Source organism: Aquipseudomonas guryensis (genome assembly GCF_014164785.1).
In the GTDB taxonomy this organism is placed as follows: Bacteria; Pseudomonadota; Gammaproteobacteria; order Pseudomonadales; family Pseudomonadaceae; genus Aquipseudomonas; species Aquipseudomonas guryensis.
The window spans coordinates 486858-502615 of the sequence record NZ_JACJFN010000004.1; the positions used below are offsets into that span (position 1 = coordinate 486858).

Consider the following 15758-nt stretch of genomic DNA (forward strand, 5'->3'; position numbering starts at 1 on the left):
CGGCCGAGGCCGCCTTTTTTCATGTCCGGATGTAACTCAGGTCATCGACAGGATGGCCAGCCCGATGGATTGGCGCCCATCGCCCAGATCGATGATGCGCATCACCTCACCTTCGGCATTGAGCCCCTGCAGCTCGTTGTGATCGGAGGCGATATGCACCTTGACCTTCTGGCCCATGGTTACGTTGCATTCTGCTTCCAGTTGCATACCGGTGCTCGACAGGTCGAGGCACAGGGCGGGTATGGCGTGGTCATCAATATGCAGGGTGACTGGGGCTTCCAGTCGCATGCGGATGAAGTCACGTTTCTCGCTGTAGGCACGATCGCTTTGGCTCATGGACCCTGTCCTCTTGTTTTATGGGTTCTCCCGCAGGTCGTTATAACCCCCACGGATTTGAGGTGTAAAGTCGCCGGGCGACAATCGGCAGCGGCTTGAATCGACCGCAGGATGGGAGTACCGTCTGCGCCGTGAAATGATCGTGTGCGGAAGCCTCCGAACACGCCATCGTCAACTCCCTCTCCGGCGTCGTTTGCCTGGATACTGCATGCACAATCCCAGCGCCAAGCTGCTGATTATTGATGATGACGAGGTGGTCCGTGCCAGCCTCGCCGCCTACCTCGAGGACAGCGGGTTCACTGTCCTGCAGGCTGCCAATGGCTTGCAGGGGTTGGAAGTCTTCGAGCTGCAGCGCCCCGATCTGGTCATCTGCGATCTGCGCATGCCGCAGGTCGATGGCCTCGAGCTGATCCGCCGGATCAATGTGCTCAATACCGAAGTGCCGGTGATCGTGGTCTCCGGTGCTGGGGTGATGAGCGATGCCGTCGAAGCGTTGCGCCTGGGCGCTGCCGACTACCTGATCAAACCCCTGGAAGACCTCGCCGTACTCGAGCACTCAGTGCGCCGCGCACTCGACCGTACCCATCTGCGCTTGGAAAACCAGCGCTACCGCGAGAAGCTGGAAACCGCCAACCGCGAGCTGCAAGCCAGCCTGCATTTGCTGCAGGAAGACCAGAACGCCGGGCGCCAGGTGCAGATGAACATGCTGCCGCTGACGCCCTGGAAGGTTGATGGGCTGGAGTTCGCCCACCAGATCATTCCGTCGTTGTACCTGTCGGGTGACTTCGTCGACTACTTCCGGGTCGATGAGCGGCGCATCGCCTTCTATCTGGCCGACGTGTCGGGTCATGGCGCTTCTTCGGCTTTCGTTACCGTGCTGCTGAAGTTCATGACCACTCGTCTGTTGTACGAGTCGCGTCGCGGTGGTCTGTTACCCGAATTCAAGCCTTCCGATGTACTCGGCCATATCAACCGTGGCCTGATCAACTGCAAGCTGGGCAAGCATGTGACCATGCTCGGCGGGGTGATCGATGAGCAGAGCGGCAAGCTGACCTACAGCATTGGCGGGCACCTGCCGCTGCCAGTGTTGTTCAGCGAAGGCCAGGCACACTACCTGGAGGGCCGCGGCCTGCCGGTCGGTCTGTTCAATGAGGCGGTCTACACCGACCTGCAAATGGACCTGCCGCAGTCATTCAGCCTGACCCTGCTGTCGGACGGCATTCTGGACCTTTTGCCCGGCGATACACTCAAAGAGAAAGAAGCCATATTGCCACAGCTGATAAGCTCAGCCGGCGGTACGCTCGATGGCCTGCGTCAGGTCCTTGGGCTGGCCAATCTGGGCGAGATGCCCGATGATATCGCCTTGCTGGTGTTGAGCAGGAACCTTGCATGAATCCTGGGAATAGCCCCGGTAGAATCCAGTTTGCCGAGCAGGACGGTACCTTCGTCCTGAAGTTCATCGGCGAAGTGCGTCTGACCTTGTGTTCGGCGCTGGATTCCACAATCGAAAAAATCTTCACGGCGCTGAATTTTTCGGCGATCGTCATCGATCTGACGGAAACCCGCAGTATCGATAGCACCACCCTGGGCCTGCTGGCCAAGCTCTCGATCCTGTCGCGGCAAAAGATCGGTCTGTTGCCGACCGTGGTGACCACCCACGCGGACATCACCCGGCTGCTGCAGTCGATGGGCTTCGATCAGGTGTTCAATATCGTCAACCAGCCTATCCCTTGCCCGGAGTGCCTGGATGACCTGCCGTCGCAGGATCATTCGGAAGCGGTGGTCAAGGCCAAGGTGCTGGAAGCGCACCGCATCCTCATGGGCCTCAACGATTCCAATCGCGAGGCGTTCCATGACTTGGTGAGCGCGCTGGAGCGCAGCTAGCAGGCAGTTGAGGAACTACCTGCGTTGCCATCGCTGCGTTAAAAACAGCCTGCTAGTCCGGCCTGGAATAGAAAAGGGCGATACCCGCAAAGGTATCGCCCTTTTTCTTTGCTCAGGTGTCAGGCGCGCGCGGCGAGCAGTGCCTCGAGCTTTTCCTGGTCGCGGGCGAACAGGCGAATGCCCTCGGCCAGCTTCTCGGTGGCCATGGCGTCTTCGTTGAGTGCCCAGCGGAAGCTGCTCTCGTCCAGGCTCTGGCGCGCCTCACCGCTGCCGGCATTGAGCAGGCGCGGTAGCTCGCCCTGGTCATCGCTCAGTTGCTGCAGCAGATCCGGGCTGATGGTCAGGCGGTCGCAACCGGCCAGTTGCTCGATCTGGCCGAGGTTGCGGAAGCTCGCACCCATGACCACGGTCTGGTAGCCGTTGGCCTTGTAGTACTGATAGATGCGCGCCACAGACTGCACGCCCGGATCTTCGGCACCGACGAAATCGCGGCCCTCGGCCTTCTTGTACCAGTCGTAGATGCGCCCGACAAAGGGCGAGATGAGGAATACGCCGGCATCGGCGCAGGCCACTGCCTGGGCGAAGGAGAACAGCAGGGTCAGGTTGCACTGGATGCCGGCTTTTTCCAGCTGCTCGGCGGCACGAATGCCTTCCCAGGTGGAGGCAATCTTGATCAGCACGCGCTCGCGACCGATCCCGGCCTGGTCATAGAGGCCGATGATGCGCTCGGCGCGGCGCAGGGTGGCCTGGGTGTCGAAGGACAGGCGCGCGTCCACCTCGGTGGAGATGCGCCCCGGAATCACCTTGAGGATCTCCTGGCCGACAGCCACGCCGAAACGGTCACAGGCCAGGCCCAGGTCGCCCTGGCAGCCGCTGACGGCCTCATCCAGCAGATGGGCGTAACGCGGCAGCGCGGCGGCCTTGAGCAGCAGGGAAGGGTTGGTGGTGGCGTCCACCGGCTTGAGCCGGCTGATCGCGTCGAGGTCGCCGGTGTCGGCGACCACGGTGGTGTACTGCTTGAGTTGGTCCAGCTTGGAAGTCATGACGAAACCCTGTCGTTGCAAGTGGCATGACCTTACCCGAGCGCAGAGGCCCGCTCAACGGTCTGGCGTGCGCATTTCCAACAGGTTTCAGCGACCGACGAGCAACTCGCCAGCCTGATCGAGCAGGGCCAGTGGGTCCTTGACCTTGTGTACGTCCACCGAGAGCAGCTGGCGGAAGCGTCGCGCGCCGGGGAAGCCCTGGGCCAGGCCGAGCACATGGCGGGTGATATGGTGCATCACGCCACCTTCGGCGATGTGCTGCTCGATGTATGGACGCATGCGCGCCAGTGCCTCGGCACGGCTGATGACCGGTTGCTCCAGGCCGAACAGCAACTGGTCGACCTGGGCCAGCAGGTAGGGGTTGTGGTAGGCCTCGCGGCCCAACATCACCCCGTCGAAGGTCTGCAGGTGCTGCTGGCATTCCTCCAGGGTCTTGATCCCGCCGTTGAGGATGATCTCCAGCGCCGGGAAGTCCTGCTTGAGCTGCGCGGCGACTTCATAGCGCAGCGGCGGCACTTCGCGGTTTTCCTTGGGCGACAGGCCTTCGAGAATGGCGATGCGCGCGTGCACGGTGAAACTGGTGCAGCCGGCATCGCGCACCGTGCCGACGAAGTCGCACAGCTCGGCATAGCTGTCGCGGCCGTTGATGCCGATGCGATGCTTGACCGTGACCGGGATCGACACGGCGTCCTGCATGGCCTTGACGCAGTCGGCCACCAGCTGCGGATGGCCCATCAGGCAGGCGCCGATCATGTTGTTCTGCACCCGGTCACTGGGGCAGCCGACGTTCAGATTGACCTCGTCGTAGCCATGCGCCTCGGCCAGCTTGGCGCAGGTCGCCAGCTCCGCCGGATTGCTGCCGCCGAGCTGCAGGGCCAACGGGTGCTCGCACTCGTTGTAACGCAGAAAACGCTCGGCCTCGCCATGCAGCAGGGCGCCGGTGGTGACCATCTCGGTGTACAGCAGGGCCTGGCTGGACAGCTGGCGCAGGAAAAAGCGGCAGTGACGGTCAGTCCAGTCCATCATCGGCGCGACGCTAAATCGTCTTGATATAGCCTTTTGACTTGTTTGAGTATTTTTCAATTTAGCGACCGGTATTCAGCTGTGTTGCTGCACATGAGTTGCACGCAACGTGTAAGGCGGGTAGATGCGCTCGGCATTATACAGATGCGCCAAAGCGCACAGCGGGTTCACGCATGGGCAGATTTGAAAGATAGAGGGGGGCGCAGTCCGCTCTTCTGCGGCTGCAGCCTTTCTGACGGTGGAGCATCCGCGAAGGGCAAAGGCTTGAGAGGTGTTTTGCCAGTGGTCTGCTTGCTGTGCTTATGCGCTGAGTCCGCTGGCCGAACCTTGGATGGTGAAAGCGATTTTCTGGCCGTAGGAAATTTCCAGCGTATTGCCATCCGGGTCGGCTATGTAGGCCCAGTAGCCTACGGGGTAGCCGCCATCCTGTGGCGGGGAGCGCAGAATACCCAAGCGCTGGGCCTGCTCTGCCAGTTGCTGCACCGCTTCACGAGAGCTGCATGCGACCCCGAGATGGCCGTGAGGGCCGAGTGGCGTGTCGCGTAGTGTGTCCGACTCGATCAGCACCAGTGCGAATGGACGGGACAAGTCAGACATCCAGGCAACCGCCTGAATATCTCCAGTAGCCTCTCGGCGATGGATGACGGTCATGTTGGCAAACTGTTGGTAGAAACGAATGCTGGCCTCCAGGTTGCGAATGAAGAACGCTACATGTGTGAGCCCACTATCGATGCTGTGCATAGGAGTGTCCTTGCTTGAATGGCCTGGTTGGAGTCAGTGCGTGGCTGCTTGGGCGGCTGCTATTCAGCGCTCCGGCAGAGGCGCCTTGCCACCGCCGAGAGGTATGTTGGCGTTCTGGCTGACCCAGATACTCAGCAGCACGATGAAAATTCCGACTATTTGCAGGGCTGTGAGTGTCTGCCGCAGTACCAGCCAGCCAAGCAACACCGCCACCAGCGGGCTCAGCAGGCCCAGTGAGGCCACGGCCGCCGGAGCCAGTCGTGCGATCCCGCGGAACCAGCAGAAGTAGGTCAGGGCGGCACCTATCAGTGACAGGTAGGCAATTGCGCCCAGGTTGTGCAGTTGCAGAGTCGGCAGCGGTGGCTCAAAGCAGAGGGCTATCGGCAGCAAGAGCAGGCCGCCCGCGCTGAGCTGCCAGGCGGTGAAGGTCAGATTGGATACTGGTGGGCGCCAGCGGCGCGACAGCACGGTACCGGCCGCCATGGCGGCAGCGCCGATCAGGGCTGCAAGGATGCCGAACCCATCCAGTTCGGCCTCCGGTGCCAGCACCAGCAAGCCGACGCCGCAGACGCCGAATACGCCGGAGACAATGGCCAGCGGCAGCAAGGCCTGGCCTAACCAGAGCCGCGCCAAGGCGATAACCAGTAGCGGCTGGATCGCCCCAACCGTGGCTGCCACACCACCGGGTAAGCGGTAGGCCGCGACGAACAGCAGGCTCCAGAACACCGAGAAGTTCAGCGCGCCGAGAACGGCCGTGCGGTAAATCCACATGCCACGCGGTAGGTGTCGGACGATCAGCAGCAACAGCAGGCCTGCCGGCAAAGCGCGCAACAGGGCCATGGTCAGCGGGTAGTCGGCCGGCAGAAATTCGCTGGTGACCAGGTAGGTGCTGCCCCAGATGATGGGCGCCAAGGCCGTGATGGCGATGTCCAACGGCAGTCGGTTCGAGTTCATGGCAGACTCCTTGGCGCCAGGCATATTGGATGGTCGACGCAGCACAGCAGCCTCTGGCGGCTCAGTCGATTGGCAGGGCCACCGGACGCATCGGTGCGCCGTCAGCTCCGCGCAACTTCAGCGGTGCGCCGAACCAGGCGAACTGGTAGACCTTGTCGGCGGCCAGCTCCTCCAGGTAGACGTTCTGCATGATCGGCACGCCCTTGATCGACAGCATTGAGCTGTGCACCGGAATCCAGTTGTCTTTTTCCTTGGACGGCCAGACATCGGTGCTGATGTTGTCGACACCAATCACCACAGCGCCCTGTTCTGCCAGGAAGTCTGCCGACTCGCGGGTCAACCCCGGGGTGTTGTGCATGTAGCGCTCCGGCTCTTTGAACCACTGCATGCGCCCGGTGCGTACCACCACGACATCGCCGGATTCAAAACGTATGCCCTGCGCTTTTGCCGTCTGGCGCAAGTCCTCGACGCTGATGCCGTAGGACTCGGGGAGTACCTCGACGCCTTTGTAGCGCGCCACGTCGAGCAATACACCGCGAGCGATGATCGGTGGATAATTCTCTACACCGGCCTTGTGCCAGCCGCGATCACCCAGATGCTCCTCGGTGGCAAAGCCGTTGTAGATTTTGCCCTTGAGCCCAAAGTGCGACAGCGCGTCGATATGCGTGCCGGTGTGGGCATACATCGAGATAGCTGATCCGGAGTAGCTGATCAGGCTGTTCTTCTCCTTGCCCAGGCCATTGGGGTCGTCAACGATGGTGCCTTGCGGGGTGTGCACGTTCCAGATCTGGTAGCGCGGTTGTCCCAGGAAGTAGTAGCTGGGCATGCCCACGTAATACTCGACACTGAGGTCGTAGGTTTTGCCGCTTTTCACGCGCTTTACAACATTCAGAATCGACTCTGGGGTGATACGGTTCAGGGCGCCAATTTCGTCGGCGCTGCCCCAGGGGCTCTGGCCAACAGTGGTGGTGTCGGCCTGGGCCAGTTGCGTGCCGAGGCAGAGCGCGACGACAAGTGGTAGGTATTTCATGGGGCGTTCTCCGCGATAGGTAGCGGTGGCTACTCTAGGGTTGCGCAGAGGACGGAAAAACAGAGGGATCGCGAAAGTACTTTTCGTGCTTCGCAAAAGGCCAGGTGGGTGGGGATGGACAGATTGCAGGCAATGCGCTGCTTCGTGCGCGTCGTCAAACTGGGTAGCTTTTCGGCTGCGGCAGAGGAAATGGCGTGCTCGAATGCCACCATCAGCAAGTACGTCAAATACCTGGAAGACTGGATGCAGAACCTGTTGCTGCAACGCAGCACGCGCAGCCTGCAACTTACCGAAGCCGGTCAGCTGTTTTACGAGTACTGCCTGCGCGTCGAGCAGGAAACCCAGGAATTGCACGACCAGCTCAGTCTGGAGCGCCAGCAGGTGGCGGGACGCCTGGTGATCTCGGCCCCCGTTTCGCTGACGCTGACCCTGATCGGGCCGCTGCTGCTCGATTTCCAGAATGAGCACCCGCAGCTGCAACTGGAGCTGCGCCTCAGTGACCAACCGGTTGACCTGGTGCGCGATGGCATCGATCTGGCGTTGCGCGCGTCTGCCGAGCTGGCCGATTCGAACCTGGTGGCCATGCCGATGACCCCGCTGCAGCGAGTCGTAGTAGCAACCCCTGCCTACCTGGAGCGACATGGAAGCCCCGTGCAGCTGGAGGACCTCGCCGAGCACAACTGCATCGTCTATAGCCGCAGCAGTGACGCCACAGAGTGGCAGTTCACCGCAGGTGATGAGATTCGTTCGGTGCGGGTAGGTGGGCGACTGAACGTGGATAACAGCCTGTTGCTGATCCAGGCGGTGCTGCACCACCAGGGGCTCGGCCTGGTGCCACAGGTCATGGTCGCCAGAGAGCTGGCTGCCGGGACTGTGCTACCGGTGCTGACGGATTACCCGCCCACGGCGCGCACCCTGCACGCCATTTATCCCAATCGCCAGTATTTACCGCGCAGGGTCAGTGTTCTGGTGGCCTACCTCAAGAACCGGCTGAGTGAGAGCACCTGACTTGGGCGTAGGCTGGGCAATTCCGGGACTGTTTGCGCAAGTTGCATTGGCTGACGGCTTCGCCTCTTTCACGGTGCCAAGCAGGCTTGCGCTGCATCTGGTTTGCAGTACCGAGAGGGATCTGGCCAGTGGTTTGAGAGCGACTGGCCGGCGTGGCACCCGCTTCAAGGTGTGAATGGTTGAGCGTAATTGCGATTATCGATCTGTAGTTCGATAATCGCGCAAATCTCCGTCGCAGTACTTCCACGTTGGAGCTCGCACAGGATCATGACCATGAGCGATGAACCCCGCCTGCCGCTGTCGACCCTGGCACCGCCTATCGTGGCCTCGCCGGCCAAGCGCATCGAAGCGCTGACCGGCGATCCGAACTTCATGACCTCGTTGGCCCGTGGCCTGGCGGTGATCCACGCTTTCCAAGAGCGCAAGCGCCACCTGACCATCGCCCAGATCAGCCACCGCACCGAGATTCCCCGCGCCGCCGTGCGCCGTTGCCTGCATACCCTGATCAAGCTGGGTTACGCCACCACCGATGGTCGCACCTATTCGCTGCTGCCCAAGGTGCTCACCCTCGGCCATGCCTACCTGTCGTCGACACCGCTGGCGGTTACCGCCCAGCCGATCCTCGACCGCCTCAGTGAGCAGCTGCACGAGGCCTGCTCCATGGCCACCCTGGAAGGCGACGAGATTCTCTATATCGCTCGTTCCGCCACCCCGCAGCGCCTGATTTCAGTGGACCTCAGCGTCGGCAGCCGACTGCCGGCCTACTGCACTTCCATGGGCCGCATCCTGCTGGCTGGCCTTGATGACCTGGCCCTGGATGACTATCTGGAACACGCCGACCTGCAGGTGAAGACCAGTCGCACCATTCATACCGTTGAAGGCCTGCGCGCCAACATCGCCGAAATCCGCCAGCAGGGCTGGGTGGTTATCGACCAGGAGCTGGAGATTGGCCTGCGTTCGGTGGCAGTACCGTTGAAGGATTCCGCCGGCCAGGTCCTGGCGGCGCTCAATGTCGGCACCCATGTCAGCCGCGTGTCGCGTCAGGAGTTGGAGACGCGTTACCTGCCGGTGCTGCTGGAGGCTAGCCGGGAGCTGAGTACGCGGCTGTTCCATTGAGGGAAGGGGCGCAATCTATGTGCGCTGATCGAACACTTGGCCGAAGGTCGTGTTGAACCCATCGGGCTGCACATTTAGTGTCCACGAGGTCGCCGGCAGCTGTCTGCCGGCTGGGTTGCCGAGTAACCGTCTGTCCCTTATGTGCTTGCCGGGGCGCTGGCTCACATAGAATCAAGCCAGAGCCTGATGACCGGCAGCCTTGCTGCTGCCGCGTAGCCACATAACAACAATACAGAGTGCCTTGCCCATGGACAGTTGCCTGTTGAGTGACAGCAGCCGCGTGTTCGAGCGTGCCGATCCCTACGCGGTGTCGAACTACGTCAATCAGCACGTCGGTTGCCACGCTATCCGTCTGCCCACCGTCGGGCGGCCGGAGGCCTCGCTCAATCACCGCAAGTTTGCCAGTCTGGACCTGTGTCGCATCAGTTATGGCGGCAGCGTGCGGGTCACCTCGCCGGCACTGGAAACCATCTATCACCTGCAGGTGCTGCTGCGCGGCCACTGCCTGTGGCGCGGGCGTGGCGAGGAACACTATTTCAGCCCAGGCGAGCTGCTGCTGATCAATCCGGATGACCCGGTCGACCTGACCTATTCGGACGACTGCGAGAAGTTCATCGTCAAGCTGCCCTCAACCCTGCTCGACAAGACCTGCCGTGACAGCCAGTGGCTGCGCCCGGCCGACGGCATTCGCTTCGCCCCGCGGCACAACCTGCAGCAGCTGGAGGGTTTCACCGGTCTGTTGCAGCTGGTGTGTAGCGAGGCCGAAAGCGCGCAAACGGTTGCGCAGGTGCAGGAGCAGTACACCCGCATCATCGCCACCAAGCTGTTGGCCCTGCTCAGCAGCAACGTCAGCCGTGTGCTACCGGGGCAGGGCGATGCCAGCTTCGAGCGCATCGTCCAGTTCATCGAAGACAACCTCAAGCAGGACATCAGCGTCGAGCAGTTGGCACAGCTGGCCCACAGCAGCCCGCGTTCGCTCTATGCGCTGTTCGAGCGGCACACCGGCACCACGCCGAAGGGCTTCATCCGCCAGAAGAAGCTGGAGCAGATCCGCGCCAGCCTTAGCGACCCGGCCTCACGGGTGCGCAATGTCACTGAGGTGGCGCTGGACTATGGCTTCCTGCACCTCGGGCGCTTCTCCGAGAGCTACAAGAGCGCCTTCGGCGAGCTGCCATCCGATACGTTGCGTCGTCGCGAGTCCTGAGCCTATCTCCGTGCGCACCTAGGCCATGCACGTGCTTGGTGGTGCGCATGGCGCCTCCTCCGATCCTGCATAACCCTATCTAGCCTGCCCATCTTGGGCTGGTATAGCACTCTGTTAATAGCTGCAATCCACGTATTTACTGGTTTGTGCGACTTTGGTCGCGCTGTTCCGGGGTTTGCATAAAACGGATAAAGGTCCTGCACAAAGCGGATATTGCCCGTCAGTTCCCCGTCATAGCCTTCATACCGTTGACACAATAACAACGGAGCCATGGCGATGAACCTGGGACTCGACTACCTGAACGGCCTGCTGCAAGAAGACAAAGAACAGGGCATTTTCCGCTGCAAGCGCGAGATGTTCACCGACCCGCGCCTGTTCGACCTGGAGATGCAGCACATCTTCGAAGGCAACTGGCTGTACCTGGCCCACGAAAGCCAGATCCCGCAGAACAACGACTACTACACCACCTACATGGGGCGCCAGCCGATCTTCATCGCGCGCAACAAGGAGGGTGAGCTCAACGCCTTCATCAACGCCTGCAGCCACCGCGGCGCCATGCTGTGCCGCTTCAAGAGCGGCAACAAGGCCACCTACACCTGCCCGTTCCATGGCTGGACCTTCAACAACAACGGCAAGCTGCTCAAGGTCAAAGACCCCAAGGAAGCCGGCTACCCGGACAGCTTCGACTGCGACGGCTCCCATGACCTGAAGAAGGTCGCCCGCTTCGAGTCGTACCGCGGCTTCCTGTTCGGCAGCCTGCGCGAGGACGTGGCGCCGCTGGAAGACTTCCTCGGCGAGTCGAAGAAGATCATCGACATGATCTGCGACCAGTCCAGCGAAGGCCTGGAAGTGCTGCGCGGTTCCAGTACCTACGTCTATGAAGGCAACTGGAAGCTGCAGGCCGAGAACGGCGCCGACGGCTACCACGTCACCGCCGTGCACTGGAACTACGCGGCGACCCAGCAGCAGCGCAAGCTGAAAGAAGCCGGCGACGATATTCGCGCCATGAGCGCCGGCGGCTGGGGCAAGAAGGGCGGTGGTTTCTACTCCTTCGAGAACGGTCACCTGCTGCTCTGGACGCGCTGGGACAACCCCGAGGACCGCCCGCTGTTCGCCGACCGCGAGCGCCTGGCTGCCGAGTTCGGCGAGGCTCGCGCCGACTGGATGATCGGCCATTCGCGCAACCTGTGCCTGTACCCCAACCTGTACCTGATGGACCAGTTCGGCTCGCAGTTGCGCGTGGCCCGGCCGCTGTCGGTCGACAAGACCGAAGTGACCATCTACTGCATCGCGCCCAAGGGCGAGAGTGCCGAGGCCCGCGCCCGCCGCATCCGCCAGTACGAAGATTTCTTCAACGTCTCCGGCATGGCCACCCCCGATGACCTGGAAGAGTTCCGCGCCTGCCAGCAGGGCTTCGCCGGCCGCGCCATGGAATGGAACGACATGTCGCGCGGGGCCAAGCACTGGGTCGACGGCGCCGACGAGTCGGCCAAGGAAATCGACTTGCACCCGCTGATGAGCGGCGTGCGCACCGAGGACGAAGGTCTGTTCGTGCTGCAGCACCACTACTGGCAGCAGCAGATGATCGCCGCGCTGAAAAAGCAGCAAGAGCAACTGATCCACGTGGAGGGCGCGTAAATGAGCCTGACCTATGACGCCGTGCGCGATTTCCTCTACCGCGAGGCGCGCTACCTGGACGACAAGCAATGGGACGAGTGGCTGGAGCTGTACGCGCCGGACGCCGAGTTCTGGATGCCGGCCTGGGATGACAAGGACGAGCTGGTGGAAAACCCACAGACCGAGATCTCGCTGATCTGGTACGGCAACCGCAGCGGCCTGGAAGACCGGGTGTTCCGTATCCGTACCGAACGCTCCAGCGCCACCATTCCGGATACCCGCACTTCGCACAACATCAACAACATCGAGATCGTCGAGCAGGGCGATGGGCTGACCAAGGTGCGCTTCAACTGGCACACCCTGAGCTTTCGCTACAAGACCGTCGACCACTTCTACGGCACCAGCTTCTACACCCTCGATACGCGTGGCGAGAACCCGCTGATCAAGGCCAAGAAGGTGGTCCTGAAGAACGACTACGTCAGGCAGGTCATCGACGTTTACCACATCTGAATCCGCGGCAGCGTTGCCGGCGGGAGCACTGCGCTCCCGTTTCGGGCCGCTGCACGCCGAAAAACGCATTGCGAGGTGCGCCATGAGCCACAAGATCGCCCTTAATTTCGAAGATGGGGTTACCCGCTTCATTGACGCCAAGGTCGGCGAAACCGTCGCCGATGCGGCCTACCGCCAGGGCATCAACATCCCGCTGGATTGCCGCGACGGCGCCTGCGGTGCCTGCAAGTGCTTCGCCGAAGGCGGTCAGTACGACCTCGGCGACGACTATATCGAGGATGCCCTGAGCGAAGCCGAGGCCGAGCAGGGCTATGTGCTGACCTGCCAGATGCGCGCCGAGAGCGACTGCGTGATCCGCGTGCCGGCTTCCAGTGAGGTGTGCAAGACCCAGCAGGCCAGCTTCGAGGCGGCCATCAGCTCGGTACGCCAGCTGTCTGATAGCACCATCTCCCTGTCGATCAAGGGCGAGGCGCTCAATCAGCTGGCCTTCCTGCCGGGCCAGTACGTCAACCTCCGGGTGCCGGGCAGCGAGCAGACCCGCGCTTACTCCTTCAGCAGCCTGCCCAAGGATGGCGAAGTTAGCTTCCTGATCCGCAACGTGCCGGGCGGGCTGATGAGCAGCTTCCTGACCAACCTGGCCAAGGCCGGCGACAGCATGACCCTGGCCGGCCCGCTGGGCAGTTTCTACCTGCGCGAGATCAAGCGGCCATTGCTGCTGCTGGCCGGCGGCACCGGCCTGGCACCCTTCACCGCGATGCTGGAGAAGATCGCCGAGCAGGGCAGTGCGCATCCGCTGCACCTGATCTACGGGGTGACCAACGATTTCGACCTGGTGGAAATGGACAAGCTCGAGGCCCTGGCCGCGCGCATTCCCAACTTCAGCTACAGCGCCTGTGTGGCCAACCCGGAAAGCAGCTACCCGCACAAGGGCTACGTCACCCAGCACATCGAGCCCAAGCACCTCAACGACGGTGAAGTGGATATCTACCTGTGCGGCCCGCCGCCGATGGTCGAGGCCGTCAGCCAGTTCATCCGTGAGCAGGGCATCGCCCCGGCCAATTTCTACTACGAGAAGTTCGCCGCATCGGCGTGAGCGAGTGAGGTGGGCATGATGAACAAGCGTTTCCAAGACAAGATCGCCGTGGTCACCGGCGCTGCCCAGGGCATCGGCCGCCGCGTCGCTGAGCGCATCGCCGCCGAGGGCGGCCTGCTGGTGGCGGTGGACCGTTCCGAACTGGTCCACGAGCTTGCCGAGCAACTGGGCGGCAACGTGCTGACTCTGACCGCCGACCTGGAGCAGCCCGGAGATTGCCAGGGCGTGATGCAGGCCGCCGTGGCGCGCTTCGGCCGCCTGGACATCCTGATCAACAACGTCGGCGGCACCATCTGGGCCAAGCCGTTCGAGCACTACGAAACCGCACAGATCGAAGCCGAGGTGCGTCGCTCGCTGTTCCCCACCCTGTGGTGCTGCCACGCCGCGCTCCCGCAGATGCTGGAGCAGGGCAGCGGCGCCATCGTAAACGTGTCCTCCATCGCTACTCGCGGGGTCAACCGTGTGCCTTACGGCGCGGCCAAGGGCGGGGTGAATGCCCTGACCGCCTGTCTGGCGTTCGAGACCGCCGAGCGCGGCATCCGCGTCAACGCCACCGCTCCCGGAGGCACCGAGGCGCCGCCGCGGCGCATCCCGCGCAATGCCGCCGAACAGAGCGCCGAGGAGAAGGGCTGGTACCAGCAGATAGTCACGCAGACCCTCGAAAGCAGCCTGATGAAGCGCTACGGAACCATCGACGAACAGGTCGGCGCCATCCTTTTTCTCGCCTCGGACGAGGCCTCCTACATCACCGGCGTCACCCTGCCGGTAGGCGGCGGCGACCTGGGCTAGTGCCCGGTCGCGCCTTCCAGTCCAACAGTCGTTCACAACAAAAACAACAGAGAGAACTGATGCCATGCGACAGATAGACGTACACCAAATCATCGATAACGCGCGCTTCAGCCGCTTCCACTGGATGGTCATGGCGCTCTGCGCGCTGCTGCTGATCTTCGACGGCTACGACCTGTTCATCTACGGCGTGGTGCTGCCGTCGATCATGCAGGAGTGGGGCCTGACCCCGCTGCAGGCGGGCGCCCTGGGCAGCTATGCACTGTTCGGCATGATGTTCGGTGCCCTGTGCTTTGGCACCCTGGCCGACAAGATCGGGCGCAAGAAGGGCATCGCCATCTGCTTCGCGCTGTTTTCCAGTGCGACCATCATCAACGGCTTCGCCAGCAATCCCACCGAGTTCGGCATCTGTCGTTTCCTCGCCGGTCTCGGTTGCGGTGGCCTGATGCCCAATGCCGTGGCACTGATGAACGAATACGCGCCCAAGCGCCTGCGCAGCACCCTGGTGGCCATCATGTTCAGTGGCTACTCGCTGGGCGGTATGCTCGCCGCCGGCGTCGGCATCTACATGCTGCCGCGCTTCGGCTGGGAGTCGATGTTCTTCGCCGCCGCCTTACCGCTGCTGCTGTTGCCGCTGATTCTCTGGTGGCTGCCGGAGTCGGTCGGCTTCCTGGTGCGCCAGGGTCGTTACGAGCAGGCTCGCGCGGTGTTGCAGAAGATCCAGCCGGAACTTCAGATCGACGCGTCTGACCAGCTGCACATGAGTGACAGCAAGGGCAAGGGCGTAGCCGTGTTCGAGTTGTTCCGCGACGGCCGAGCGCTGCGCACCCTGTGCCTGTGGCTGGCGTTCTTCTGCTGCCTGCTGATGGTCTACGCCCTGAGTTCCTGGCTGCCCAAACTGATGGCCAACACCGGCTACAGCCTGGGTTCGAGCCTGTCGTTCCTGCTCGCCTTGAACTTCGGCGGCATGGCCGGGGCCATCCTCGGCGGCTGGCTTGGCGACCGCTTCAACCTGAGCAAGGTAATGGTTGCATTCTTCGCCGCCGCCGCCGTGTCGATCAGCCTGCTTGGCTTCAAGAGCCCGACGCCGCTGCTGTACGGCCTGATCTTCGTTGCCGGCGCCACCACCATCGGCACGCAGATCCTGCTGTACGCCGGCGCCGCGCAGTTCTACGGCCTGTCTATCCGCTCCACCGGTCTCGGCTGGGCCTCCGGCATCGGCCGCAACGGCGCCATCGTCGGCCCGCTGCTGGGCGGCGCTCTGATGGGCATCAACCTGCCGCTGCAACTGAACTTCATGGCCTTTGCCATCCCCGGCGCCATCGCCGCCATCGCCATGAGCGTGTTCGCCGTCAGTGCCAAGCGTCGGCAGAGCGCAGGCGCGGCAATGGTTGGCGCCAAGGCCTGAGCCTT

16 protein-coding genes are annotated in these 15758 nt (G+C 62.4%); 10 read left to right on the forward strand and 6 right to left on the reverse strand.

Annotation, left to right across the window (positions count from 1 at the left end; all coding sequences use genetic code 11):
• Positions 1 to 36: 36 nt before the first annotated feature.
• On the reverse strand, positions 37 to 336 hold the full coding sequence (locus tag H3H45_RS17405; RefSeq protein WP_182834954.1) for a PilZ domain-containing protein: 300 nt from the start codon (positions 334 to 336) through the stop codon (positions 37 to 39).
• A gap of 208 nt (positions 337 to 544) precedes the next feature.
• Here H3H45_RS17405 and rssB point away from each other — a divergent pair, with 208 nt between their 5' ends.
• A complete protein-coding gene (gene rssB, locus H3H45_RS17410) occupies positions 545 to 1729 on the forward strand; it encodes a two-component system response regulator RssB (RefSeq protein ID WP_182834955.1) in 1185 nt (394 codons plus the stop codon).
• Positions 1726 to 2220 carry an anti-sigma factor antagonist RssC gene (gene rssC, locus H3H45_RS17415; protein ID WP_182834956.1) on the forward strand — a complete coding sequence of 165 codons (495 nt, stop codon included), beginning with the start codon at positions 1726 to 1728 and terminating at the stop codon, positions 2218 to 2220. The genes rssB and rssC overlap by 4 nt, the downstream gene beginning before the upstream one ends.
• A 119-nt stretch (positions 2221 to 2339) precedes the next feature.
• On the opposite strand, the gene tal is transcribed toward rssC, so the two are convergent.
• The 5 genes from tal to H3H45_RS17440 form a co-directional block, all read right to left on the reverse strand.
• A complete protein-coding gene (gene tal / locus H3H45_RS17420) occupies positions 2340 to 3263 on the reverse strand; it encodes a transaldolase (protein ID WP_182834957.1) in 924 nt (307 codons plus the stop codon).
• 87 nt (positions 3264 to 3350) lie between these two features.
• On the reverse strand, positions 3351 to 4346 hold the full coding sequence (gene dusA, locus H3H45_RS17425) for a tRNA dihydrouridine(20/20a) synthase DusA (RefSeq protein ID WP_182834958.1): 996 nt from the start codon (positions 4344 to 4346) through the stop codon (positions 3351 to 3353).
• Positions 4347 to 4586: 240 nt separating this feature from the next.
• Complete coding sequence (locus H3H45_RS17430) at positions 4587 to 5027, reverse strand: VOC family protein (RefSeq protein WP_182834959.1); 441 nt, start codon at positions 5025 to 5027, stop codon at positions 4587 to 4589.
• Positions 5028 to 5090: 63 nt separating this feature from the next.
• On the reverse strand, positions 5091 to 5981 hold the full coding sequence (locus H3H45_RS17435; RefSeq protein ID WP_182834960.1) for an EamA family transporter: 891 nt from the start codon (positions 5979 to 5981) through the stop codon (positions 5091 to 5093).
• Between the two features lie 61 nt (positions 5982 to 6042).
• Positions 6043 to 7011, reverse strand: a complete 969-nt coding sequence (locus H3H45_RS17440) for a cyclase family protein (RefSeq protein ID WP_182834961.1) — start codon at positions 7009 to 7011, stop codon at positions 6043 to 6045.
• 114 nt (positions 7012 to 7125) lie between these two features.
• Between H3H45_RS17440 and H3H45_RS17445 the strand changes: the two genes are divergently transcribed.
• The 8 genes from H3H45_RS17445 to H3H45_RS17480 all read left to right on the forward strand — a co-directional run bounded on the left by H3H45_RS17445 (position 7126) and on the right by H3H45_RS17480 (position 15753).
• The gene (locus tag H3H45_RS17445) at positions 7126 to 8019 is read left to right on the forward strand and encodes a LysR family transcriptional regulator (protein WP_182834962.1); all 894 of its coding nucleotides are present in this window, start codon (positions 7126 to 7128) and stop codon (positions 8017 to 8019) included.
• Between the two features lie 273 nt (positions 8020 to 8292).
• A complete protein-coding gene (locus H3H45_RS17450; protein WP_182834963.1) occupies positions 8293 to 9135 on the forward strand; it encodes an IclR family transcriptional regulator domain-containing protein in 843 nt (280 codons plus the stop codon).
• A gap of 247 nt (positions 9136 to 9382) precedes the next feature.
• Positions 9383 to 10339 carry an AraC family transcriptional regulator gene (locus H3H45_RS17455; protein ID WP_182834964.1) on the forward strand — a complete coding sequence of 319 codons (957 nt, stop codon included), beginning with the start codon at positions 9383 to 9385 and terminating at the stop codon, positions 10337 to 10339.
• A 276-nt stretch (positions 10340 to 10615) separates the two neighbouring features.
• Positions 10616 to 11977: a benzoate 1,2-dioxygenase large subunit gene (gene benA / locus H3H45_RS17460; RefSeq protein ID WP_182834965.1), complete on the forward strand. Its 1362-nt coding sequence runs from the start codon at positions 10616 to 10618 to the stop codon at positions 11975 to 11977.
• A complete protein-coding gene (benB, locus tag H3H45_RS17465; RefSeq protein WP_021701569.1) occupies positions 11978 to 12466 on the forward strand; it encodes a benzoate 1,2-dioxygenase small subunit in 489 nt (162 codons plus the stop codon).
• Between the two features lie 82 nt (positions 12467 to 12548).
• Positions 12549 to 13559: a benzoate 1,2-dioxygenase electron transfer component BenC gene (gene benC, locus H3H45_RS17470; RefSeq protein ID WP_182834966.1), complete on the forward strand. Its 1011-nt coding sequence runs from the start codon at positions 12549 to 12551 to the stop codon at positions 13557 to 13559.
• 18 nt (positions 13560 to 13577) lie between these two features.
• Entirely contained in the window at positions 13578 to 14348 is a 771-nt protein-coding gene (locus H3H45_RS17475) for a 1,6-dihydroxycyclohexa-2,4-diene-1-carboxylate dehydrogenase (RefSeq protein WP_182834967.1), read from the forward strand.
• A gap of 64 nt (positions 14349 to 14412) precedes the next feature.
• Positions 14413 to 15753 (forward strand): MFS transporter, encoded by a 1341-nt coding sequence (locus H3H45_RS17480; RefSeq protein WP_182834968.1) that lies wholly within the window; start codon positions 14413 to 14415, stop codon positions 15751 to 15753.
• Positions 15754 to 15758: the final 5 nt, after the last annotated feature.

Coding starts and splice junctions, on each gene's coding strand:
- H3H45_RS17455 (WP_182834964.1), top strand. CDS start 9,383: ATGGACAGTTGCCTGTTGAGTGACAGCAGCCGCGTGTTCGAGCGTGCC.
- benB (WP_021701569.1), top strand. CDS start 11,978: ATGAGCCTGACCTATGACGCCGTGCGCGATTTCCTCTACCGCGAGGCG.
- rssC (WP_182834956.1), top strand. CDS start 1,726: ATGAATCCTGGGAATAGCCCCGGTAGAATCCAGTTTGCCGAGCAGGAC.
- H3H45_RS17440 (WP_182834961.1), bottom strand. CDS start 7,011: ATGAAATACCTACCACTTGTCGTCGCGCTCTGCCTCGGCACGCAACTG.
- benA (WP_182834965.1), top strand. CDS start 10,616: ATGAACCTGGGACTCGACTACCTGAACGGCCTGCTGCAAGAAGACAAA.
- H3H45_RS17445 (WP_182834962.1), top strand. CDS start 7,126: ATGGACAGATTGCAGGCAATGCGCTGCTTCGTGCGCGTCGTCAAACTG.
- H3H45_RS17480 (WP_182834968.1), top strand. CDS start 14,413: ATGCGACAGATAGACGTACACCAAATCATCGATAACGCGCGCTTCAGC.
- rssB (WP_182834955.1), top strand. CDS start 545: ATGCACAATCCCAGCGCCAAGCTGCTGATTATTGATGATGACGAGGTG.
- benC (WP_182834966.1), top strand. CDS start 12,549: ATGAGCCACAAGATCGCCCTTAATTTCGAAGATGGGGTTACCCGCTTC.
- H3H45_RS17430 (WP_182834959.1), bottom strand. CDS start 5,027: ATGCACAGCATCGATAGTGGGCTCACACATGTAGCGTTCTTCATTCGC.
- H3H45_RS17435 (WP_182834960.1), bottom strand. CDS start 5,981: ATGAACTCGAACCGACTGCCGTTGGACATCGCCATCACGGCCTTGGCG.
- tal (WP_182834957.1), bottom strand. CDS start 3,263: ATGACTTCCAAGCTGGACCAACTCAAGCAGTACACCACCGTGGTCGCC.
- H3H45_RS17475 (WP_182834967.1), top strand. CDS start 13,578: ATGAACAAGCGTTTCCAAGACAAGATCGCCGTGGTCACCGGCGCTGCC.
- H3H45_RS17450 (WP_182834963.1), top strand. CDS start 8,293: ATGAGCGATGAACCCCGCCTGCCGCTGTCGACCCTGGCACCGCCTATC.
- H3H45_RS17405 (WP_182834954.1), bottom strand. CDS start 336: ATGAGCCAAAGCGATCGTGCCTACAGCGAGAAACGTGACTTCATCCGC.